Source organism: Streptomyces sp. NPDC046862 (assembly GCF_040704615.1).
Taxonomy (GTDB): Bacteria; Actinomycetota; Actinomycetes; order Streptomycetales; family Streptomycetaceae; genus Streptomyces.
Genome location: NZ_JBEYXP010000006.1, coordinates 17,583 through 40,635, shown reverse-complemented (window position 1 = coordinate 40,635; position 23,053 = coordinate 17,583). Strand labels below are relative to the sequence as shown.

Genomic DNA, 23,053 nt, shown 5'->3' with positions numbered 1-23,053 from the left:
TCAGCCCCTCTGCGGGACGACTTGGAAGTACACCGCGGTCATCACGAAGTTCGTCACGAACAGCAACATGAAGGTGATCACCACCGACTGGTTCACGGCGTCACCGACGCCCTTCGGACCGCCCTCGGCGGTAAGCCCCTTGTACGAGGCGACGATCGCCGAGATCGCCCCGAACACCAGCGCCTTGATCTCCGCCGCCCACAGGTCGGAGAGCTGGGCGAGCGTGGTGAAGGAGGCGAGATAGGCACCCGGGGTGCCGTTCTGGAGGACGACGTTGAAGAAGTAGCCGCCCGCGACACCGACCACCGACACCAGGCCGTTGAGCAGCACGGCCACCACCATCGAGGCGAGCACGCGGGGAACGACGAGACGGTGGACGGGATCGATGCCGAGCACCCGCATCGCGTCGATCTCGTCCCGGATCTTCCGCGCCCCGAGGTCCGCGCAGATCGCCGTGCCGCCCGCGCCCGCGATGAGCAGCGCGGTGACGATCGGCGAGGCCTCCCGCAGCACGGCCAGGACGGAGGCGGCCCCGGAGAACGACTGGGCGCCGAGCTGCCGCGTCAGGCTGCCGATCTGCAGGGCGATGACCGCGCCGAAGGGGATGGAGACCAGGGCGGTCGGCAGGATGGTGACACTCGCGACGAACCACGCCTGCTGGATGAACTCCCGTGCTTGGAAGGGCCGTCGGGGCATGGTCCGGACGACGTCCAGCGCCATCGCGAACAGGTTGCCCGACTGCCGCAGCGCGCCCGTGGGGGACAGGCTCACGAGCCGGCCACCTCCTTCTGGGGTTCCGCTTCGCGTCTCGCGATCGCCTGCCAGCGGGGCGGGCGGGTGATGCCCGGCCCCGGCAGCAGGCGGGGAGGAAGTTCCTGACTGCCGGGTGTCTGGGAGGGGCGGTCGTCCAACTGCGCGAGTTCCTGCTGGACCTGAGCGGCGTCCTTCTCCTCCGCCATGCCGATCGGGCCCTGCATCCGGCCGCCCAGGAACTGCCGTACGACCGGTTCGTCGCTGCTCAGGAGCTTCTCGCGGGGCCCGAACACGACCAGCTCACGGCGGAACAGCAGCCCGATGTTGTCCGGGACCTGGCGCGCCGAGGCGATGTCGTGCGTGACGATCAGGAAGGTCGCGTCGATCTGGGCGTTGAGGTCGACGATGAGCTGGTTGAGGTAGGCGACGCGGACCGGGTCGAGACCGGAGTCGGGCTCGTCGAACAGGATGATCTCGGGGTCCAGCACCAGGGCCCGCGCGAGACCGGCCCGTTTCCGCATCCCGCCGGAGATCTCGCCGGGCAGCTTGCCCTCGGCCCCGATCAGCCCGACCATGTCCATCTTCTCCAGCACGACGCGCCGGATCTCGCTCTCGGACCTGCGGGTGTGCTCGCGCAGCGGGAAGGCGATGTTGTCGTACAGGTTCATCGAGCCGAACAGCGCGCCGTCCTGGAACAGCACGCCGAAGAGCTTCCGCACCTCGTACAGCTCGTGCTCGCGCAGCTTGGTGATGTCCCGCCCCGCGACCGTCACGGAACCCCGGTCCGGCTTGAGGAGCCCGACGAGCGTCTTGAGGAACACCGACTTCCCCGTGCCCGAGGGGCCGAGCATGACCGAGACCTCCCCGGCGGGCAGCGTCAAGGAGACGTCCTGCCAGACGACCTGGTGACCGAAGGACTTGGTCAGCCCTTCCACACAGATCTCCACACCCATCCGCCCCACCCTTCGCCTTCGTCCGTCCTGGCTCCCGACATCTGCTCTACGGGGAGGGGCGGGGGGTCCGTCGCGGCGAGTGCGGATTTTTTTCGGCGGGTTCTGCTTGGGCTTGGCTGCGGGTGCGTCGCGGCTGTTCGCGCAGTTCCCCGCGCCCCTGAAAAGCACGTGCCCGCGCCCGGGATCATGGCGTACCGCGACCGTGCTGCACCGCCCGCATCGTCTGCCGGGTTCTGTGTGTGGGCGGCTGCGGGTTCGTGGGGGCTGTTCGCGCAGTTCCCCGCGCCCCTGAAAAACACGTGCCCGCGCCCGGGATCACGACGTACCGTCACCACCACGCACCGGGACCCGCGTACGTGCGGCAGGGGGTGTGCCGGGAGGTGTCCGCCCGCAGCGGCCGGCGTCCGCCGCCGAGCACTTCACTCACCCACAGCACCGCCGGACCGAGGACGGAGACCTCGCGGCGCGCCCCCGACCCACGAACAAACGCTCAGGCGTCCGGTGCGCGCTGGAAGCCTTGCGCTGTGACGCCGGACGCGCCCGCGCTTTTAAGGGGCGCGGGGAACTGCGCGACCAGCCACAACGGACCCGCACCCGCCCACCGAAGCCGCACCCGGCAGACGAGACCGGGCCTACGGCAGCGCGCTCCCGGTCGGCAACTCGACCTCGGTCGACGGGGCGTCCGGCACTTCCAGGACCGTGGGGAGGACGGACTCGAGCGGCACATCGGGTACACCCGGCACATCGGGTACACCCGGCACGTCAGGTACACCCGGCACGTCGGGCACGTTGGGTACGTCCGGCAACCGCGGCAGGTCGGAGACCCCCGGAGCCGGCAGCGACACCTCCGGCAGGGGCGGAACGGACAGGGGAACGAGCGAGCCGTCACCCGGCGAGGCCCCCGCCCCGCGCCCGACCGCCGCCGGAGGTGTCGCGCCCGGTTCCCCGGACGCCCTCGCCCGGTCATCGTCACCCGTCCGGAGGACCGTCGCGGGGCCCGACACGGAGGGCGCCGGAGACGGACCGCCCCCGCCACCGTCGAGTGCGTACGGCAGCACGAACACCGCCACCGCGAGCGTCGCCGCGGTGGACGCGGCCACCACGACGTGGGCCTTGCCGCCGCCGCGCGGGCGCCCGCGCCCGAGCAGGAACAGGACGCCCCCGAGCGTTCCGGCCAGCGAGGCACGCAGCGTCCGCCGTGCCCGGGCGAGCAGCGACTCGACGGTGCGGTAGCTCAGCCCCATCCGCACGGCGACTTGGCCGACGTCCAGCTCCTCGGACTTCAGCCGCAGTGCCTCCGCCTGCCGCGCGGGCAGTTCCCCGCTGCGCACGGCCAGCCACCGGGCCTCCGCCCGGTCGCACACCGCCTCCTCGACGGGAACCGGTCCGGGGGCGATGAGCGTGGGGCTGGTGCGCACCTCGGCCTCGCGGTTGACCTGCCGGTAGCGGTCGACGCACAACCGCATCGTGACGGTCGTCAGCCAGGCACCGAGACGCTCGTCGTCGAGGTCCGGGCGCTCCGCGGCGCGCAGCATCGCCTCGTGCACGGCGTCCTCGGCGTCCTCCAGGCTCATCGACCTGCGCCTCGCCACCTTGAGCAACTGCTCGCGGTGGCTCCACATGTGCTGCCAACGGTCGTCGGCAGCCCCCGCCCGACCGGGCGTGTCCGTCGCCATCGAGGACCCCCTCGCGTTCACCGGCCGGAATCGTGCCGTCCGGCGGGTGGCGACATTACCGCCCGGTAGTCGCGGTTGTGGAGGGGCGGGCGCCTATCGAATCGGCATCGGGCTCGCGTCGGCGCCGGTCAGCGGGCCCGTGGCCGGCGGCAGCCCCTCGTCCGGCAGGTCGATGTCCGGCTCGGGCAGGGGGAGTTGGGGGATCGCCGACGACGTGGGGGCCGCGCTGCCTTGTGTCGGCGACGGCGACGGCGACGGCGACGGCGTGGACGACGGGGACGGGGAGCCGGATCCGCCACGGCCACCGCTACCGTTCGCGTCGGCCGTCGGTCCCGCGGACGCGTCGGGCCGGGGCCCACGGGACAGACGGGGGCCAGGAGGAGAGCTGTCCGGCGCCGTGCCGCTCGCCGCCCCGGGAGCGGCGAAGGCGTCGGGCACCACCCGGAGCCCTTCCAGGAAGTACGCGAACCACGCCCTGACCGTCCGCAGATACGCCTGCGAGTGGTTGTAGCCGAGGATCGCCCGGTCCAGGTCGCCGGGGTCGGACAGGTCCCGGCCGCCCGCGCACAGGTAGCGCCCCGCGGCGAGTGCCGCGTCGTACACGTTGTGCGGGTCGGCGCGCCCGTCGCCGTTGCCGTCCGCGCCCCAGACGGCCCAGGTCGACGGGACGAACTGCATCGGGCCGACCACGCGGTCGTACACGGTGTCCCCGTCGTACGCGCCCCCGTCGCTGTCGCGGATGACGGCGAAGGGGCCGCCGTCGAGCCGTGGCCCGAGGATCGGAGTCACGGTCGTACCGTCCGGCGCCACCCGGCCCCCGCGAGCCTGCCCGGACTCCACCTGCCCGATCGCGGCCAGCAGCTGCCGGCGCAGCCGGCACCGGGGCACGGTCCGCGCGAGCTCCGCTTCGGCCCGCCGGTAGGCGGCGAACACGGTCTCCGGCAGCGCGCCGCCGACCGTCACCGTGGCCGCCGCCGTCGCCGAGCCGGTCCGGGGACGCAGGGGCGACAGGGGCGGCAGGGGCGGCAGGACGGTGCGGTAGGGAGCGTCGCCGGACACGCTCGGCCCTCGCTCGGCGGGCGCCGTCCGGCCCGGTTCGGCGGCCCGCGCCGCCACCGCCCCCGGCGCCTGCGACGCGGTCAGGGCGACCATGGCCGCCACCGCGATCACCGTCCCCTTCGTACCCGTCTTCGTACCCGTCGCCCTTCTCCGCCCTGTCACGTGGGCCCCTCCCCGGTCGTCCGAGCGGACCTCGTGTCCGCTCATCCCCTCATCCGCTCTACGCGGCGGGTCGGCGCGTCCGTCGCGGCGGATCGGCAGACGAGGCAGACGAGGCAGACGCGACAGACGCGGCGGTCTCGACCGTCTCGACCGCCTCGGCTCGGAAAGGCCCGCCCGCCGTGCCTAACCTGGAGAGGTGGCTCGGTCCAACGACGAGGTCGCCGCGTTGCTCCAGGAGTACGCGGACCTGATCTCGATCACCGGAGGAGACGCGTTCAGGGTGCGCGTCTACGAGAAGGCCGCCCGGGCGATCGGCGGTCACCACGCCGACGTGGCCACGCTCGACCTCAAGGGCCTCCAGGAGATCCCCAACGTCGGCAAGTCCATCGCCGGGAAGGTCCTCGAGTACTTCCGCACCGGCCGGGTGTCCGCGGTCGAGGAGCTGCGGTCCAAGATCCCCGCCGGTGTGCGGCGGCTGACGGCGATCCCCACGCTCGGCCCGAAGAAGGCGCATGCGCTGTACGAGGAGCTGGGCATCTCCACGATCGATGAACTGGTCGGCGCCATCCACGCGGAGCGGTTGCGCGACCTGAAGGGCTTCGGGCCGAGGACGGAGGAGAAGCTCCTCCACGGCATCGGCCTCCTGCAGTCCTCCGGAGACCGTGTCCTGCTCGACGTCGCCATGGACCTCGCCGAGGACATCGTCTCCGCGCTGTCGCGGGTGACCGGCTGCCGGCGCTGCGCGTACGCCGGGTCGCTGCGGCGCCTGCGCGAGACGATCGGCGACATCGACATCCTGGCCGCGGCGGAGGAGTCGGGCCCGCTCATGCGGGCGTTCACCGAGCTGCCGTACGTCACGGAGGTCATCGCCCGGGGCGGGACCAAGACGTCCGTCCGCACCGACAAGGGCCTCTCGGCCGACCTCCGCGTCGTACCGCCGGACTCCTGGGGAGCGGCGCTGCAGTACTTCACCGGCTCCAAGGCGCACAACATCCGCACCCGGGAACGGGCCGTCCACCAGGGCCTGAAGCTCTCCGAGTACGGACTGTTCGACGTCGAGACGGGAGAGAAGATCGTCTCCGAGACGGAGGAGGACGTATACGCCCGGCTCGGCCTGCCGTGGATCCCGCCGACGCTGCGCGAGGACCGCGGCGAGATCGAGGCGGGGCTGCGCGGCGAACTGCCCGAACTGGTCGAGGAGAGCGACATCAGGGGCGATCTGCACACCCACACCGACCTCACCGACGGTCTCGCCCCGCTGGAGGACATGGTCCGGGTGGCCGCCGACCGCGGATACGCCTACTACGCGATCACCGACCACGGACCGGATCTGTCCATGCAGCGGATGACCGACGAGCGGATGCTCGCCCAGCGCGAGCGCGTCCGGGAACTCGACCGCACGTACGACACGCACGGCAGGCGCGGAGGCATGAGGCTGCTGCACGGCGCCGAGCTGAACATCGACCCCGACGGCGGTGTGGACTGGCCGGACGACTTCCTGGCCGGCTTCGACCTGTGCGTGGCCTCGGTGCACTCGCACTTCAACCAGGGGCGTGAGGCGCTGACCCGGCGGATCGTACGGGCCTGCGAGAACCCGTACGTCACCCTCATCGGCCACCCCACCACCCGCATCATCGGCAAGCGGCCGGGCCTCGACGCGGACCTCGACGCGATCTTCGCCGCCTGCGCGCGCACGGGTACGGCCCTGGAGATCAACGCCCATCCCGACCGGCTCGACCTGCGCGACGAGGATATCCTGCGGGCCAGGCGGCACGGTGTGAAGTTCGCCGTCGACAGCGACGCCCACGCCACCGTCCACCTCGCCGAGATGCGCTACGGCGTGGGAACGGCGCAACGCGGCTGGCTCACCAAGGACGACGTGATCAACACCTGGCCGGAGGCCCGGCTGCGACGCTTCCTGCGCAAGGGCCGGACGGAGCCGGGATCGTCCACCTGAGCCCCGTCAACTCGCTTGCCACCACGGCGACATGACGCCTGCGCTGACACGGGCGACGCCGGACCGACGTAGGAGTCGGCGGCACCGGCTCCTACTGCGATTTCAGTAGCCGGTCCTGCGGTTTCGGTAGCCGGCAGTGCCAGTAGCCGCACGACGACGGGACAGGCCTTCCCCGGCCAGGCTGATGGGCAATCGAGAACGAATCTGGAGTGCCCTGACATGGCAACTTTTCTCAGTCGACTGGGCCGCATGGCCTTCCGGCGACGACGTTACGTCGTCCTGATGTGGCTGGCCATCGTGGCCGCCGTGGGTCTGAGCGCAGTGCAGGCGCCGGGAACCTCCGACGACGGGTTCTCGATGCCGGGGATCGAGTCGCAGAAGGCGTTCGACCTCATGCAGAAGCGCTTTCCCGGAGCGGCCGCCGACGGCGCCACCGCCCAGGTCGTCTTCGTCGCCCCCCACGGGGAGAAGGTGACCGCGACCGACAACAGGGAGGCCGTCGAGGACACGGTGGTCTCCCTGGCCGACGGCTCGCAGGTGGTCGGCGTCGCGGACCCGTTCGCGTCGCAGGCGGTCAGCAAGGACGGCTCGACGGCTTACGCGACCGTCACCTACAAGGTGAAGTCCTCCGACGTCACCGACGCCAGCCGTGCGGCGGTGGAGAAGGCCGCCGACCAGGCGCGCGAGAACGGCCTGACCGTCGAGACCGGCGGCTCCGCGATGGACAGCGGCGGCGGACCCAGCGGGGTCGCCGAGATCATCGCCCTCTCGGTTGCGGCTGTGGTGCTGCTGTTCACCTTCGGGTCGCTGGCGGCGGCCGGCCTGCCGCTGCTGACCGCGATCGTCGGTGTCGCCGTGAGCCTGTTCGGCATCTTGCTCCTGGCCGACCCGCTGGGGCTGTCCTCGAACACCATGACCCTCGCGATGATGCTGGGCCTGGCGGTCGGTATCGACTACGCCCTCTTCGTCGTCTCCCGCTATCGCGAGGAGCGCGCGCGGGGCCGTGGGCCGGACGAGGCGGTCGGTCTGGCTGTGGGCACCGCCGGCTCGGCCGTCGTCTTCGCCGGGCTCACCGTGGTGATCGCGCTGGCCGGCCTGTCGGTGGTCGGGATTCCGCTGCTGACGAAGATGGGCCTGGCCGCCGCAGGGGCGGTCGTGGTCGCCGTCCTGGTCGCTCTGACCTTCGTCCCGGCGTTCCTCGGGTTCTGGCCGAACGCGGTGCTGGCGCGCGGGGTGCGCAGGGGATCCAGGGGCTCCGCCCCCGTGACCAGGCGCATCACGTCCAGCAGGCGGCTTCTGTCCGGAAGGAAGCTCCTGGTCCGAAAGCAGGTCAAGGCCGAGGCCAAGGCCGAGGTGAAGGCCGAGGGCGCGTCCGTGACAAGTCTCGATGCCCATGCCACGCCAGTGAAGAACGTCGAGACGGAGAAGAACGTCGAGGCGGAGAAGAACGTCGAGGCGGAGAAGAACGTCGCGGCAGAGAAGAGCGACACGAACAATCTCGGCACCCGCTGGGCCCGCTTCGTCCTGCGCCACCCCCTCCCCGTACTGCTCCTCGGTGTTGTCGGCCTCGGTGGCCTCGCCGTGCCGATGACGTCCCTGCAACTGGGCATGCCGGGCGACGAGGCCAAGTCCACCTCCACCACCGAGCGGCGCGCCTACGACGCCCTCGCGGAGGGCTTCGGCCCGGGCTTCAACGGCCCGCTGACCATCGTCGTGGACGCCGAGGGAGCGACCGACGCCAAGGCCGCCGTCAGCACGATCAGCGAGAAGATCGGCGACACGAAGGGGATCGTGTCGGTCTCGCGGGCCAGCTTCAACAAGGCCGGTGACACGGCGGTCTTCCAGGCCACCCCGTCCACCAGCCCCACCGACGAGAAGACCAGGACCCTGGTCAAGACCATCCGCGCCGAACGTCCGGCACTCGAGTCGGACACGTCCGCGACCTTCGAGGTCACGGGTACCACCGCGCTGAACATCGATGTCGCGGCCAAGGTCCAGTCCGCGCTGGTGCCCTACATGATGGTGGTGGTCGGCCTGGCGGTCGTGCTGCTGCTGATGGTCTTCCGGTCCGTACTCGTGCCGGTCAAGGCGGCGCTCGGCTTCCTGCTCTCGGTGCTCGCGGCGCTCGGCGTGGTGGTGCTGGTCTTCCAGCAGGGGCACGCCGCCGGCTTCTTCGGCGTGGAGCAGACCGGGCCGATCATGAGCCTGATGCCGATCTTCATGGTGGGCATCGTCTTCGGACTGGCCATGGACTACGAGGTCTTCCTCGTCTCCCGGATGCGGGAGGCGTACACCCACGGCGAGGCGGCCGGGCAGGCAGTCGTCTCCGGGTTCCGCCACAGCGCCCGCGTGGTGGTGGCCGCCGCACTGATCATGATCGCGGTCTTCTCCGGATTCATCATGGAGGACTCGGCGATGATCAAGATGATCGGGTTCGGCCTGGCCGCAGCGGTCCTCTTCGACGCCTTCGTCGTCCGTATGGCGATCGTGCCCGCCGTCCTCGCCCTGCTCGGCGACAAGGCCTGGTGGGTGCCGAAGTGGCTGGACCGGATCCTGCCGCGCGTCGACGTGGAGGGCGAGGCCCTCAGCCGCCGACCGGCCGAGAACCAGGCCCCTGGCCCTGACCCGGCGGGCCCCCACCCGGCCCCGGACGAGCCGGTCGAGGTGCGCGTCTGACCGGCTCCGCCCACCCCAGGGCCGCCCGGGGCAAGGTCCCGGGCGGCCCCCACGGCCGTCCACCTGAACCATCGGCGACCATGGACCCAGCACTCCCACCCGGAGAAACACGATGACGAGCAACCTCGAACGGTACGCGGAGCGCCACGCCCGGGCCGCGGACCTCGTGATGGCGGCGGCGCTGTGTGCCCTCACGATCTTCGGAGCCCAGATCAGCACATCCGAATCCACGCCTCCGGAGAGCGTGTGGCCCGCCCGGATCCTCGCCGTCGTCTGCGGCGCCGCCGTGCTGAAGTCCCGAAGCCACCCGCGCGCCGCACTCGCCGTGACCGCGGCGGCCACCGCCGTCATGACCGGCCTGGACTACCTGCCCAGCCCGCTGCTGCTGGCTCCCGTCATCGCTGCCCTCTACTGGCTCGCCGCTCTCACCGACTCCCGGACAACCGGGATCTACGGCTACACGACCATTGCCGTGCTGGTGGCCACCTCGCTGTCCGCCGCCCCGCTCGGGGACAACTTCATGCTCCGGTCCGCGGGTACGGTCCTGTGGCTGCTGCTGGCCCTGTCCCTGGGCGGCATGAGCCGCTTCAGGCGCGCCTACATCGAGTCCGTGCAGGCCCGCGCCGCGCACGCCGAACGCACCCGCGAGGAGGAGGCCCGGCTGCGCGTCGCGGAGGAACGCATGCGCATCGCCCGGGAACTCCACGACGCCGTCGCCCACCACATGGCCGTCGCCAACGCCCAGGCCGGCACCGCCGCCCACCTCGCGCCCACCCAGCCGGAGCAGGCCCGGAAGATCCTCACCGAGCTGGTCGGCACCACCTCCTCCGCGTTGCTGGAACTGCGGGCCACGGTGGGGGTGCTGCGTCAGACCGGCGACCCCGAGACCGACCCGCTGGAGCCGACTCCGGGTCTGGACCGCCTGCCGCAACTGGTGGCGTCCTGCGAGTCGGCCGGTCTCACCGTCACGGTCACCACCGAGGGAGAGGTCCAGCCCCTGTCTCCGGGGGTGGACCTGACGGCGTACCGGATCATCCAGGAAGCCCTCACCAACGCCACGAAACACGCGTCCGACCACGCGGCCCGTGTCCGGCTCGCCTACTCGGACTCACGCCTGCTCATCACCGTCACCAACGAAGGCACGGCCGTCACCCCGTCGGTTCCCGGTGGCGGCTACGGCCTGATGGGCATGCGCGAGCGCGCCCACTCCGTCGGCGGCGACCTGAGCGCCGGACCGCGGCCCGAGGGCGGCTTCGAAGTCACCACCGCCCTGCCCCTCCAGCCCCAGCCCCAACCCCAACCCCAGCCCCAACCCCAGCCCCAGGCGGAAGCCCTGGCCGCACGACAAGAGGAACCCCGTTGACCACCCGTGTCCTGCTCGCCGACGACCAGGCCCTGCTGCGTGGCACGTTCCGGCTGCTGATCGACTCCTGCGAGGACATGGAGGTGGTCGGCGAGGCGGCCGACGGACAGGAGGCGGTGGAGCTCACCCGCGCCCTTCAGCCCGACGTCGTGCTCATGGACATCCGCATGCCCGGCACGGACGGCCTGACCGCCACGGCCGCCATCTGCGAGGACCCCGACCTGGCGGGCACCCGCGTCCTCGTCCTCACCATGTTCGAGACCGAGGAGTACGTCGCCCAGGCACTGCGCATGGGTGCCAGTGGCTTCCTGGGCAAGTACGTCACCACGGACGCGCTGCTGGCGGGAATCCGCACCGTCGCCGCCGGCGAGGCCCTTCTGTCGCCGGGAGCCACCCAGGCTTTGATCACCCGCTTCCTCACCGCTCCCTCCTCAGGAACACCCCTCGCTCCCGTGGAACGCCTGGGCTCCCTCACTCCCCGCGAGCAGGAAGTCACCGTGCTGGCAGCTCGGGGCAAGTCCAATGACGAGATCGCCGAAGAACTCGTCCTGAGCGTCCTGACCGTGCGCACCCACGTGCAGCGGGCCCTGACCAAGCTCGGCGCCCGCGACCGCGCCCAGCTCGTTGTCATCGCCTATCAGAGCGGCCTGGTGCGCCCCGAATAGTCCCACTGGAGAGTCCGTTAAGGTCGTGCCGGAGCGACTGGGGCACACCGACGCCATGGGGGCACAGTGCGACTGAGAGTGGAGTTCACCACCGAGCCCTTCGATCTCGACGAGGCGCCCGCGCACGCGCTGGTGGCCCGCGAGGTGATGGAGACGGCCGACCTCGACGCCGTGGAGGTCGGGCCCTTCGGCAACACGGCGGAGGGCCGGTCCGACGCGGTGCTCAGCACCGTCGACGCCGTGCTGCGCAGGGCCCTGGAGGCCGGTGCCACCCGTGTGTCGTTGCAGGTCAACGTCATCGACCTGATCGACGAGGTCGACAAGGCCGAGGAGAGCGGCAGGTGACCGCTACCGGGGACGACCCCTTCGTCGCGGCCGTGAAGCCGCTGGTCGACGCCATGGGCGGCGAGCTGCTGCCGCCCGGCGAGGCCGGCCCCGACGACGTGGTGCTCTCCTGGGAGGGCACCGACGTCGTCGCCGTACGGCTGCCGCAGCTCGCCGACTCGCTGGACCACATCCTGGCCGCCATGGAGCGCAAGCAGGGCAGGCCGCTGGCCGAGCTGGACCGCAAGGCCAAGCAGCAGGTCGTGAAGACCCTGGAGGCCCGCGGCGCCTTCTTCGTGCGGCACGGTGTGGAGACCGTGGCCGGCGCGCTGGGCGTCAGCCGCTTCACCGTCTACAACTACATCAACTACGCGGGCGAGCAGCGCGCCAAGGCCAAGGCCAGGGAGAGCGGCGCGCGGCCGCGGCAGGACGACTGACGCGACGCGGCAACGCGGCGACCACCGAAGGCGCCCCGCACGCCCGGTCAGGACGGGTCGAGCACCACCGGAAGCTCCGCCAGCCCGCGGAACGCGGGGAACGGCACCGTCAGCCAGCGTGCGTCCTCCGGTGCCTCGGCGAGGGCCATGTGCGGGTACCGCTCGAACAGCGTGGTGAGGGCGATCTGCATCTCCAGCCGTGCCAGCGGGGCGCCGATGCAGTAGTGGGGGCCGACGCCGAACGTCAGGTGGTCCGCCTGCACGTTCGGGCGCCTGACGTCCATCCGGTCCGGCTCGGGGAAGGCCTCGGGGTCACGGTTGGCCGCGGCGATCGAGATCTGGACGAGCGCGCCCTTGGGGATGAGCGTGTCGCGGATGACGACGTCTTCCTTCGCGTAGCGGAACGTCGAGTTCTCCACGGAGGTCTCGAACCGGAAGATCTCCTCGATGGCCGAGTTCATGCCGCTCGCGTCCCGGAGCGCCACGCGCTTCTGCTCCGGTTGGGAGAGCAGGTGGTAGACGCCGTTGCCGATCTGGTACGCCGTCGACTTGTGGCCGGCGAAGAGCAACACCCATGCGGTGGAGACCAGTTCGTGGTCGGTGAGCGCGCCGTCCTGGTCCTGCGCCGTGACCAGCGCGCTGAGCAGGCCGCCGTCCGGCTCCTGCCGCTTCCGCGCGATGAGGTCCACCAGATAGTCGCGCAGATTGCCCTCGGCCACTTCCAGCGCCTTTCTCGCCTCCGGACCGAAACCTGTCCGGGCGACGGTGCTGGACCACGCGTGGGCCTGCTTGCGCTCGTTCTCGGGGACGCCCAGAAGCTCGCAGATCACCACGAGCGGCAGCGGGAAGCAGAACTCCGGCAGCAGGTCCATGGGTTCCGAGGCGGGGCAGCGGTCCAGCAGTTCCTCGGTGATCTCCTGGACGCGTGGCCGCAGTGATTCCACCCTCTTCGGAGTGAAGGTGCTGCCGACGATCCTGCGGAGCCTGGTGTGCTTCGGAGGGTCCGAGAAGAGCATGTTGTCGTCGAGGGCGATCGACGAGTCGCCGAAGATGCGGTGGTAGGCGTCGATGGCGCCGTACATGTCCTTGCTCAGACGGGGGTCGGCCAGGGCGGCACGGGCGTCGTCGTACCGGGTGATGAGGTACGTGTCGACCCCGTGGGGAGGCGACAGCGGACACACCGGTGCCGTCTCCCTGAGCGTGGCATAGACGGGATAAGGGTTGGCGCGGAACTCCCGACCGCAGGACGAGGCCGCGGCGGCGGCCTCATCGGACGACATTTCCTCAGATGCGAACGCTTCCGTCATGGCTTTTCCCAGGGTTCGAGGTGCCGGCGGTGACTGTGAGGTCCGGTGTTCCACCGGAAACACCCCCGACCGCAGGGGCTTTTTCCACCGGTCAACGCCACGGTTTCCCGTGCGGCACCGCGAAGTAAACGTCGCTGGGCCATATGGGCCGAATGGCCGTCCGCGGTGCGCGGGCCGCTCCTTTGCCCCGGTCGGGCCATCGCGGGACCGCTCCGGTCGCGTGCGTGGGTGCCCATTGGTAGACACGGATGGACAGCCCGTACCGGTCCTCGACTTCCGGGCCGGCCCGCCGATGGATGGAAAATCAGTGAGCGGACGCGCGACGACATCTGTACCGGTTCTCATCGTGGGCGGGTCTCTGGTGGGTCTTTCCACCTCCGTGTTCCTGGGGCGCCTGGGAATCGAGCACATGCTCGTGGAGCGGCACGCGGGGACGTCGATGCACCCGCGCGGCCGCGGGAACAACGTACGGACCATGGAGATCTTCCGGACCGCCGGACTGGAGCCGCGTATCCGTCAGGCCGCTGCAGCGCTCGCCGGAAACGAAGGCGTTCTTCAGGTGTCCACCCTGTCCGGACAGCAGCGCCGCTGGATCATCCGGGACATCTCCGCCGGCATGGACATCTCCCAGGTCAGTTCGTCGAACTGGTGCCTGTGCAGCCAGAACGACCTGGAGCCGGTACTGCTGGCCCACGCCCGCGGCCAGGGCGGCGACATCCGCTTCGGCACGGAGATGCTGTCCTTCACACAGGACCAGGACGGAGTCCGGGCCGAGATGAGGCACCGGGACACCGGTGAGACGTACACCGTGAACGCCGACTTCCTGGTGGCCGCCGACGGGCCCAGGAGCCCCGTCCGGAAAAGCCTGGAGATCGGTCAGTCGGGGCCCGGTGAGCTCTTCCACAATGTCAGCGTCACGTTCCGCAGCAAGAAGCTGAAGGACTGCCTCGGAGAGAAACGCTTCGTCGTCTGCTACATCACCGATCCCCAGGGTGAGGGCGCTCTGCTTCCGGTGGACAACGAGGAACAGTGGGTGATCCATGTTCCCTGGTCTCCCGACAGCGGCGAAACCCTGGAGGACTTCGCCGACGAGCGGTGTGCGGCACACATCCGCGCCGCCGCCGGCGTTCCGGATATCGACGTGGAGATCACGGGAAGAGCACCCTGGCACGCCTCCAGCCGCGTCGCGGACAGCTACGGAAAAGGCCGGGTCTTCCTGGCCGGTGACTCGGCACACGAAATGCCTCCCACCGGGGCGTTCGGTTCCAACACCGGAATTCAGGACGCGCACAATCTCGCCTGGAAACTGGCCGCGGTGCTCCGCGGATGGGCGGACATGCCGTTGCTGGACAGCTACCAGCAGGAGCGACGGCCCACCGCCGTCGCGACCATCGAGCGGGCCTGTCTGCAGGCCGTCGAGGAACAGCACCCGGGATTCAGCCCCGCGGCGGGACGGAACGACGACCCGGCGGACCTCATGACCGTCGCGCTCTGCTACCGGTACGCGTCGAACGCTGTCGTGGGTGTCTCCCCGCGGCGTCCGGTGGTCCCGGACGTCTTCGAGCTCGGCGGTGAACCGGGCACCCGCGCACCGCACATGTGGGTCACGCGGAACGGCGTCAGGATCTCCACGCTGGATCTGTACGAGCGTTCCTTCGTCGTCCTCTCCGGGCCCAGGGGCCAGGCGTGGCGGAACGCGGCGGAAAAGGCCTCCGACGCCCTCGGCGTTCCCCTCGAGGCGTATGTCGTGGGGAACGGCGATGACTGCGACCTCGTGCCCGAGCCGGACGCCGACTGGGCGAAGTGGCACGGCGCGGCCGAGGACGGCGCCGTTCTCGTACGCCCGGACGGCTACGTCGCATGGCGGGCGCATGCCGACATGCCGCATGCCGACCGCCTGCTGACTCATGTGCTGCGGACGCTGCTCGGCCGCGACTGAGCGCCGCATCGCCGCGGGTCACCGTCGCAGAGAAGACGCAGAGAAGACCCAGAGAAGGCGCAGAGAAGACGCAGAGAAGGCGCAGAGAACGCGCAGGGAAAGCGCAGAGAAGAGGGCATCGCGATGACGCTCGTGGGAGAACCCCGGTTCGAGGACGGCCGCGTGGACGTCCATCACCACTTCACCGCACCGGCCTGGCTGGACTGGGCGGAGGAACGCGGCATCGTCAACCGTGAGAAACTGCCCTGGTGGACGCGCTGGGACCTGAGCGCGGCCCTGGACGTCATGGACAAGGCGGGCATCGGCACGGCCGTCATGACGGTGGCGATGCTCGGCCGGCTTCGGGAGCGTGCGGAGCGCCAGGACAGCGCGCGGGTCGCCCTGCGGGCGGCGGCCGACGTCGTCGAGAGCCATCCCACACGCTTCAGGTTCTTCACGCCCGTGTTCCTCGACGACCTGGAACTCTCCACGTGGAGCCTCCGCCACGGCCTCGACGAACTCGGTGCCGTCGGAGTGAGCACGAGAACGAGCATGAACGGCGTCTACCTGGGCGACGAGGCGCACGACCGCCTGCTGAAGGAACTGAACGAACGGTCCGCGATCGTCAGCACCCACCCCATGGAAGTACCGGCGGGCAACGACCCCACCATGGGCCTGCCGGGAGTGCCGCCCTTCATCTGCGACTTCCTCGTGGACACCACGCGCGCCGCCATCAACCTCATCAAGAACGGCACCCTGGACCGCTATCCGAACCTCACCTTCATCCTCCCTCACGGCGGAGGCTTCCTTCCCTACATCGCCACCCGGCTCGAACTCTTCGGCGGACGTCTCACCCCCGAGATCGAGCCGGGCCAGGTCCGTGACTACCTGCACCGCTTCTACTACGACACGGCCGGCCCCATGTCGCCCTCGGCCACACCCACCCTGATGGCCACCGTGGACCCCAGCCGCATCCTCTTCGGCACGGACTGGCCGCCCACCCCCGGACGCGTCGTCACCGATGTCACGACACCCGCCCTGGACAACGACCCGGTCATCTCCGACCAGCAGCTCCAGGGGATCAACCGGGAGAACGCCCTGCGTCTGCTGGGCATGCGCGCGTGAGGCCCGATTTTTCAACAAACTGTTGACGTCGTGTCGCCGGAGAGCGTTAGCTGTTCGCACAGCCCGTCCAGCGACACGCCACGGAGGCCCCGTGAGTCCGAGCTCTTCCCCGCCGGGCCTCGGCCGGTTCAACGCCCTGGAGCGGCACGCGGCCGACGCGGCGCTGCGTGAGGCGTGCGCCTCGGCGGAGTGGGGGCGCAGACTGCTCGCGGGGCGGCCGTACGCCACGACCGACGACCTCCTGCTCGCCAGCGACGCGGCGATGGCGGAACTGAGCACCGAGGACCTTCAGGAGGCCGTGTCCGGGCACCCGCCCATCGGCCGTCCCAAGCCCGGCGACCCGGCCTCGGCCCGGGAACAGCGCGGCATGGCCGGCGCCTCCGACGAGCTCAGGGCCGAGATGCTGGAGTTGAACCTGGCCTACCAGGACCGGTTCGGCCATGTCTTCCTGATCTGCGCGACCGGGCTCACCGGCGAGCAGATGCGCGACGCCGTCAAGGAACGGATCGGCAACCCGCCCGAGCGGGAGCGTGAGATCGTCCGCGCGGAACTGGGCAAGATCAACCGCATCCGGCTCACCCGACTCGTTGATGAGGGCGATGAGGGCGATGAGGGCGAAGAGGGCGAAGGGGGCACCTCCGCATGAGCACCAGCAGCGCTGCCCGGCCGAGGAGTTCCGTGTCCACCCACATCCTGGACACCAGCGTCGGCCGTCCCGCACGGGGCGTGCCCGTCTCACTGTCAGCACGCGACGGAGACACCGAGTGGACGGCGCTCGGCACCTCCGCCACGGACTCCGACGGACGGTGCCGGGACCTCCCGGAGCCGCCGGAGGGCACCACCCACGTACGGCTCGCTTTCGACACCGAGGCGTACCTCTCCGCGCACCGGGACAGCGGTGCGTTCTTCCCGGAGGTGACCGTCACCTTCGCCGTCGTGCCGGGTGAGCATTACCACGTACCGCTCCTGCTCAACCCGTTCGGCTACTCCGTGTACCGAGGGAGCTGACATGCCCGTCCTTGGACAGAACCAGTACGGCAAGGCCGAGAACCGGGTCGTCAGGATCACGCGGGACGGCGCCACCCACCACATCAAGGACCTGAACGTGTCGGTGTCGCTCAGCGGCGACATGGACGAGGTCCACTACTCCGGCTCGAACGCGCACGTCCTGCCGACGGACACCACCAAGAACACGGTGTACGCCTTCGCCAAGCAGTACGGCATCGAATCCGCCGAACAGTTCGGCATCCACCTCGCCCGCCACTTCGTGACCTCCCAGCCGGCGATCCACCGGGCCCGTATACGGATCGAGGAGTACGCCTGGGAGCGCATCGATCACGGCGGCGAGGGAGCGCACTCCTTCGTCCGCAAGGGCCAGGAGACCCGGCTCGCCCAGATCACGTACGACGGCGAGACGTGGGAGGTCGTCTCCGGCCTCAAGGACCTGACGGTGATGAACTCGACGAACTCCGAGTTCTGGGGCTACGTCAAGGACAAGTACACGACGCTCCCCGAGGCGTACGACCGCGTCCTCGCCACCGACGTCTCCGGCCGCTGGCGCTTCGCCTGGGCGGGCGACGACGAGCCGGCGCCCGACTGGAACGCGTCCTACGAGCAGGTCAGGACCCACATGCTCCAGGCCTTCGCCGAGACGTACTCGCTCTCGCTGCAGCAGACCCTCTACGCCATGGGCGCGCGGATCATCGACAACCGCCCCGAGATCGACGAGGTCCGCTTCTCGCTCCCGAACAAGCACCACTTCCTGGTGGACCTGGAGCCGTTCGGCCTGAAGAACGACACCGCCGACTCAGCGGTGTACTTCGCCGCCGACCGGCCGTACGGCCTGATCGAGGCCACCGTCCTGCGGGACGGCCGCGAGGCGCGGATCCCGGCCGATCTCACCACCCTCTGACGGGGTACCCGCGGGACACGGACAGCACGATCCGGAGAGAACACTCGGCGAGAAGAGGACGGACGAACGATGGCTCAGCGCATCGTCATCGAGAACGCGGCGATCGCGACCGTGGACGCGAACGACACCGAGCACGCCTCGGGCCACGTGGTCGTGGCGGACAACCTGATCGAGTCGCTCGGCGAGGGCAGGGCCCCCGAGGGACTGGACGACGTCGTACGCCGCATCGACGCCACCGGTCACCTGGTGACACCGGGACTGGTCAACACCCACCACCACTTCTACCAGTGGATCACCCGGGGCCTGGCCACGGACCACAACCTGTTCAACTGGCTCGTCACGCTGTATCCGATCTGGGCGCGCATCGACGAGCCGATGACCTACGCGGCGGCGCAGGGCTCGCTGGCGATGATGGCCCGGGGCGGTGTCACCACCGCGATGGACCACCACTACGTCTTCCCGGAGGGCTCCGGCGACCTGTCGGGCTCCATCATCCGCGCCGCCCGCGAGACGGGCGTCCGCTTCACCCTCGCCCGGGGCTCGATGGACCGCGGGGAGAAGGACGGCGGCCTGCCCCCGGACTTCGCCGTCGAGACCCTCGAAGACGCCCTCGCCGCCACCGAGGCCACCGTTGACGAACACCACGACGCCGCCTTCGGCGCCATGACCCAGGTGGCCGTCGCCCCCTGCTCGCCCTTCTCCGTCTCCACCGAACTCATGCGTGAGGGTGCCGAGTTGGCGCGTCGACTCGGCGTCCGGCTGCACACCCACGGCTCGGAGACCGTGGAGGAGGAGAAGTTCTGCCACGAGCAGTTCGGCATGGGCCCGACCGACTACTTCGAGTCCACCGGCTGGCTCGGCGAGGACGTGTGGATGGCGCACTGCGTCCACATGAACGACTCCGACATCGCCGCCTTCGCCCGTACGAAGACGGGTGTGGCCCACTGTCCCTCGTCCAACGCCCGGCTGGCGGCGGGCATCGCGCGGGTCCCCGACATGCTGGCGTCCGGCATCCCCGTCGGCCTCGGCGTGGACGGCACCGCGTCCAACGAGTCCGGCGAACTGCACACAGAGCTGCGCAACGCCCTGCTGGTCAACCGTCTGGGTCCGCACCGGGAGGCGGCGCTGACCGCCCGCCAGGCCCTGCGGCTCGGCACGTACGGCGGAGCCCAGGTCCTGGGCCGGGCACGGGAGTTGGGCTCCCTGGAGCCGGGCAAGCTCGCCGACCTGGTGCTGTGGCGGATGGACACCCTGGCCCACGCGTCGATCGCCGATCCGGTGGCCGCGCTCGTCCTCGGCGCGGCCGCACCCGTCACCGCGTCCTTCGTGAACGGCGAGCAGATCGTGGAGAACGGCCGGCTGCTGTACGTCGACGAGGACGCCGTCGCCCGCTCCACCCGCGCCGAGGCACGGCGTCTCGCCGACATCGCCGGCATCACCGCGAGGGGCTGAGTCGCCTCCTCCCTCAGGTGATCTCGTAACTGTCCCCGTACACCTGCCACTTGAGGGGCAGATCCAGGTTGAGGTTCCCCTCGTCCAGGAAGACGCGCTGGGCCGTGTCCACGCGGGAGGTGTCCGTGTGGGCGGGCTCCTGCTCCATGGCCCACACCCGGGCGTCGAGGAAGGCGCGCAGATACGTCGTCTCGTCGCCGCCCCGCGCGGGCGTGGCGGCCTCCTTCAGGGCGCGGGTGCGGATGCCGCCGAAGCTGAGGGTGTCGGTTCCGGGGCCGTGCATGACCAGGGCGTCGTAGTAGATGAACTGGCCGAGGGCGCCGACGCCGTCCTCCCGGCCGCGGGCGACCGCCGGGCCGAAGTACACCCGGTCCCGCTCGTCGCGCTGGGCTCTGCGGAAGGCGGCGGTCGCGGCGGCCTTCTTCCAGGCGGTGGGCAGACCGGGGTCCAGGCCCTCGTGCGAGTCCGAGCCGTACACCGCGCTCAGGGCGGGAAGGTAGCCGGCCAGCGCGTTGCCCGGGACGCGCTCGGTGTAGAGCTCGACCAGGGCCAGCATGTCGCTCGTACCGGAGCAGAAACCGATGATCCCACCCGTGTAACCGCGCCCGTCGCCGATGTCCTCGATGTACGCGTACTGGTCCTCCCAGCTCAGCGACGAGTTCTCCGCACTCGACACCAGCCGCATCGCTGTGTCCTTCTTCTCCGGGTCGTCGAGCCCGGTGGCGGTCGTCGCCGCGTCCGCCGCCTGGTCCACCAGGGAGGGGGCGGCGAACAGGGAGGCACCCAGCGCCGCCAGCAGCAGGCGGCGGGACGCGGGTCGGGTGGGCAGCAACGGCACGACGTCTCCAAGGAGAGTGTTCTCAGGGGTGGTCGAGGGTCGCGTGCCGGGGTGGGAATGCCGTGGGTGTGCGGTAGCAGGTCGCTGTGACCTGTCAGGAGAGGGCTGTGAGCCGGTCCCGGAACAGGGGGCGGCGAGTCAGGAGAGTGCTGTGAGCCGGTCCCGGACCAGGGTGGCGAGCTGGTACGTGTCGCCGGTCGGCCGGGTGGTGAGCGGGCCCGGGTCGCGGATCCAGCGGTCCTCCAGCGCGAACCAGTCGGTCTCCTTCGGGTCCCGCTCCTCCCGCAGGGCGGTCTTCAACTCGGTGAAGTACGTCGACCAGCGCAGCCGGTACAGCCCGCCCACCAGCCCCGCCCACTCACGGTTGGCGTAGTCCCGCAGGCCGGCGGCCGCACCCGCACGGGTGCCCCACACGGTCAGCAGCGAGAGGTTGTCGTACGCGAGCTGCTCACGCTCCTCGGCGCTCGCACCCCAGGAACGCGCGTCCGCAACCCAACGGCCCAGCAGGTGGCGGAAGTCGGTGGCGAGCAGCCGGTCGAGGAGGTCCATCAGGGACAGCCATGCCTCGGCCAGCTCGCCGAGGCGCGCCTCGTTCCCGGTGTCGTACGCCTTCTTGATGTCGGGGAGGAGGACGCGGCTGCGGTTGGACACGGCCTGGCGGGCCACGTCGAGGAGGTCGCGGCGGTACGCGGAGGACTTCCGCAGCTCCGGGCGCACCTTGAGCAGTTCGGTGAGCGCGGGCTCGAAGTCGGCCGCGTCGTACCGGAGTTGTTTGGGGGACCAGCGGGCCGCCCTGACCACGTTCAGCGACGGACGGGCGCCGAACAGACCGTCCGCGGGCTCGCTCCACCGGTCGGCGCGCGTGGTGCCGTACGCGGTGCGGCGCAGGATGTCCCAGGCGGCCTCGGCGTGCGGATCGCGGGCGCCGTACCGGGCGCGGGCCCATTCGCTGAACCACTTCTTCAGATCCAACTCGCCCTCGCGCCAGGCGAGTTCGGAGAACAGGGTGAAGGCGGCCGGGTTGTTGTCCGCGGCCTCCGGCATCAGTGCGACGCCACGCAGCCGGCTGCCGTCCTTCGTGCGCCACTTCTCGTACAGCGAGGCCCAGTCGGAGGTGTTCGCGCCGAGCGCGGTGTGACCGCCGAAGTTCCAGATCGAGCCGAAGGCGTACGGCGTGCCGCCCCAGTCCGCCTCCCGGTCGGTGACCGTGGGGAAGCGGTCGGAGAGGCCGTCCACGACGAGCATGTACCGCTTGTCGACGGCGTCGACGAGCGCGCGCGGGGGATTGCGCTGCCAGCCGATGATCACCCAGGTGGCGCCGGGGCGGGCCTTCTGCAGGGCCCGCTCGACTCCCTTCGCCGCGTCCCCGACGGGCACGTCACCGGGGTCACCGCCCTCGTGCAGCAGATCCATCTTGTACAGCGTCGACGGACCGCCGAACATCTCGCCCTGCATCCGGTAGAAGGCGTCCGCCACCCGGGCGAAGTGGTCGGTGCGCGGGTCCAGCCAGTCGGGGCGTGCGAGGCCCATCCAGTTCCCCTGCGGAACCGTGCGCGCCCCCTGGTTGCGCTTGGCGAAACCGGGCGGGACCGTCCCGAAGTACCCGGGGAACACGGGGCTCATGCCCAGCTCCCGCACCCGGTCCACGATCCGCCGCCCGAGGGCGGCGCGCGCGTCGAGCAGCTGACGCGAAACGGGGTGCGGGAAACCGGAGAGGTTCTGCAGCAGCCACCAGGGCTGATGGGCCGGCCCCGGAATCCAGGCTCTCAGCTCCTCGTCCTCGTACCCGAACTGCTGGAACAGCCGGTGGTAGAGAGCGTCCGCGCCCGCGTAGACGAGGATCTCGTTGTAGCCGTGCAGGGCCAGGACGTCGAGCTCGCGTTCCCAGTACGTCCAGTCGAGGTACGCGCCCGTGTAGCCGTCGTTCGTGTCGTTGAGCGCGAAGCGGTGCGGGACGTTGGCGCGGCGGGTGACGGTGCCGTCGAGGCCCGGGAGATCGGTGGGGAGGAGGTCGGTCTGCTCGCCCGCCCAGTTGATGTCGGCGTACGCGACGTGCCGCAGGTACCAGTTGAGGCCGGTGAGCTGGGTCGCGGGGGTGTCACCGGAGACCGTGATGCGGCTCTTGTCTCCCGACAGGCGGAAGGTGTCGCGCTGCCCCTCCGTACGGAAGGTGATCTGCTGCCAGTGGCGGGGCAGCAGCCGCCGGGCGGCCGCCGTCGCCGCGGACGCCCCGGCGGCCGTCCCGGCGGGCTCCTTCCCGGGCGCGCCGTCGTCCGCCGGGATCGCACCGGCCGAGGTACAGGCGACGGCGGCTCCGGCCGAACCGGCGGTGAGGGCGGTCAGAAGGGCACGGCGGGGGAGCGGCATGGTGTCTCCGGGGTCGCGGGTGGGGGGAACGCCGTCGGAGGCGTACCCGGCGAGACACCACCTGTGTCCGGACACACGGCCACAAGGGGGAGAACCTGGCGTGAACGGC

Annotated in this window: 19 protein-coding genes; 12 read left to right on the top strand and 7 right to left on the bottom strand. The window is 70.6% G+C overall.

The window, feature by feature from the left end; all coding sequences use genetic code 11:
• The 4 genes from AB0959_RS08370 to AB0959_RS08355 all read right to left on the bottom strand — a co-directional run bounded on the left by AB0959_RS08370 (window position 1) and on the right by AB0959_RS08355 (window position 4,603).
• Window positions 1–771 carry an ABC transporter permease gene (locus AB0959_RS08370; protein WP_366825534.1) on the bottom strand — a complete coding sequence of 257 codons (771 nt, stop codon included), beginning with the start codon at window positions 769–771 and terminating at the stop codon, window positions 1–3.
• Window positions 768–1,706, bottom strand: coding sequence for an ABC transporter ATP-binding protein (locus AB0959_RS08365; RefSeq protein WP_366825533.1), 939 nt, complete (start codon window positions 1,704–1,706; stop codon window positions 768–770). The genes AB0959_RS08370 and AB0959_RS08365 overlap by 4 nt, the downstream gene beginning before the upstream one ends.
• 632 nt (window positions 1,707–2,338) lie before the next feature.
• Window positions 2,339–3,382, bottom strand: a complete 1,044-nt coding sequence (locus AB0959_RS08360) for a sigma-70 family RNA polymerase sigma factor (RefSeq protein WP_366825532.1) — start codon at window positions 3,380–3,382, stop codon at window positions 2,339–2,341.
• Window positions 3,383–3,475: 93 nt separating this feature from the next.
• Window positions 3,476–4,603, bottom strand: a complete 1,128-nt coding sequence (locus AB0959_RS08355) for a lytic transglycosylase domain-containing protein (protein WP_366825531.1) — start codon at window positions 4,601–4,603, stop codon at window positions 3,476–3,478.
• A gap of 196 nt (window positions 4,604–4,799) precedes the next feature.
• On the opposite strand from AB0959_RS08355, the gene polX reads away from it, so the two are divergent.
• From polX to AB0959_RS08325, 6 genes are all read left to right on the top strand, one after another.
• On the top strand, window positions 4,800–6,560 hold the full coding sequence (gene polX, locus AB0959_RS08350; RefSeq protein WP_366825530.1) for a DNA polymerase/3'-5' exonuclease PolX: 1,761 nt from the start codon (window positions 4,800–4,802) through the stop codon (window positions 6,558–6,560).
• 219 nt (window positions 6,561–6,779) lie between these two features.
• Complete coding sequence (locus AB0959_RS08345; RefSeq protein ID WP_366825529.1) at window positions 6,780–9,236, top strand: MMPL family transporter; 2,457 nt, start codon at window positions 6,780–6,782, stop codon at window positions 9,234–9,236.
• Window positions 9,237–9,348: 112 nt separating this feature from the next.
• The gene (locus AB0959_RS08340) at window positions 9,349–10,599 is read left to right on the top strand and encodes a sensor histidine kinase (RefSeq protein ID WP_366825528.1); all 1,251 of its coding nucleotides are present in this window, start codon (window positions 9,349–9,351) and stop codon (window positions 10,597–10,599) included.
• Window positions 10,596–11,264 (top strand): response regulator transcription factor, encoded by a 669-nt coding sequence (locus tag AB0959_RS08335; RefSeq protein WP_366825527.1) that lies wholly within the window; start codon window positions 10,596–10,598, stop codon window positions 11,262–11,264. Before AB0959_RS08340 ends, AB0959_RS08335 begins: the two co-directional genes overlap by 4 nt.
• Before the next feature lie 66 nt (window positions 11,265–11,330).
• Window positions 11,331–11,609, top strand: a complete 279-nt coding sequence (locus AB0959_RS08330; RefSeq protein WP_366825526.1) for a hypothetical protein — start codon at window positions 11,331–11,333, stop codon at window positions 11,607–11,609.
• Window positions 11,606–12,025 carry a helix-turn-helix domain-containing protein gene (locus tag AB0959_RS08325; protein WP_366825525.1) on the top strand — a complete coding sequence of 140 codons (420 nt, stop codon included), beginning with the start codon at window positions 11,606–11,608 and terminating at the stop codon, window positions 12,023–12,025. Before AB0959_RS08330 ends, AB0959_RS08325 begins: the two co-directional genes overlap by 4 nt.
• Before the next feature lie 47 nt (window positions 12,026–12,072).
• Here AB0959_RS08325 and AB0959_RS08320 read toward each other — a convergent pair whose 3' ends face one another.
• Window positions 12,073–13,332, bottom strand: coding sequence for a cytochrome P450 (locus AB0959_RS08320; protein WP_366825524.1), 1,260 nt, complete (start codon window positions 13,330–13,332; stop codon window positions 12,073–12,075).
• 292 nt (window positions 13,333–13,624) lie between these two features.
• On the opposite strand from AB0959_RS08320, the gene AB0959_RS08315 reads away from it, so the two are divergent.
• From AB0959_RS08315 to AB0959_RS08290, 6 genes are all read left to right on the top strand, one after another.
• Window positions 13,625–15,271, top strand: a complete 1,647-nt coding sequence (locus AB0959_RS08315; RefSeq protein ID WP_366825523.1) for an FAD-dependent monooxygenase — start codon at window positions 13,625–13,627, stop codon at window positions 15,269–15,271.
• A gap of 123 nt (window positions 15,272–15,394) precedes the next feature.
• Window positions 15,395–16,375, top strand: coding sequence for an amidohydrolase family protein (locus tag AB0959_RS08310; RefSeq protein ID WP_366825522.1), 981 nt, complete (start codon window positions 15,395–15,397; stop codon window positions 16,373–16,375).
• Between the two features lie 91 nt (window positions 16,376–16,466).
• Complete coding sequence (gene uraD, locus AB0959_RS08305) at window positions 16,467–17,021, top strand: 2-oxo-4-hydroxy-4-carboxy-5-ureidoimidazoline decarboxylase (RefSeq protein ID WP_366825521.1); 555 nt, start codon at window positions 16,467–16,469, stop codon at window positions 17,019–17,021.
• Window positions 17,018–17,383 (top strand): hydroxyisourate hydrolase, encoded by a 366-nt coding sequence (uraH, locus tag AB0959_RS08300; RefSeq protein WP_366825520.1) that lies wholly within the window; start codon window positions 17,018–17,020, stop codon window positions 17,381–17,383. Before uraD ends, uraH begins: the two co-directional genes overlap by 4 nt.
• Before the next feature lies 1 nt (window position 17,384).
• Complete coding sequence (gene pucL / locus AB0959_RS08295; RefSeq protein ID WP_366825519.1) at window positions 17,385–18,287, top strand: factor-independent urate hydroxylase; 903 nt, start codon at window positions 17,385–17,387, stop codon at window positions 18,285–18,287.
• Window positions 18,288–18,356: 69 nt separating this feature from the next.
• Complete coding sequence (locus AB0959_RS08290; protein ID WP_366825518.1) at window positions 18,357–19,739, top strand: 8-oxoguanine deaminase; 1,383 nt, start codon at window positions 18,357–18,359, stop codon at window positions 19,737–19,739.
• Window positions 19,740–19,752: 13 nt separating this feature from the next.
• Here AB0959_RS08290 and AB0959_RS08285 read toward each other — a convergent pair whose 3' ends face one another.
• Together AB0959_RS08285 and AB0959_RS08280 are read right to left on the bottom strand one after the other, a co-directional pair.
• Window positions 19,753–20,577, bottom strand: a complete 825-nt coding sequence (locus AB0959_RS08285; protein ID WP_366825517.1) for a chitosanase — start codon at window positions 20,575–20,577, stop codon at window positions 19,753–19,755.
• A 138-nt stretch (window positions 20,578–20,715) separates the two neighbouring features.
• A complete protein-coding gene (locus AB0959_RS08280) occupies window positions 20,716–22,944 on the bottom strand; it encodes an alpha-N-acetylglucosaminidase (protein WP_366825516.1) in 2,229 nt (742 codons plus the stop codon).
• Window positions 22,945–23,053 lie beyond the last annotated feature (109 nt).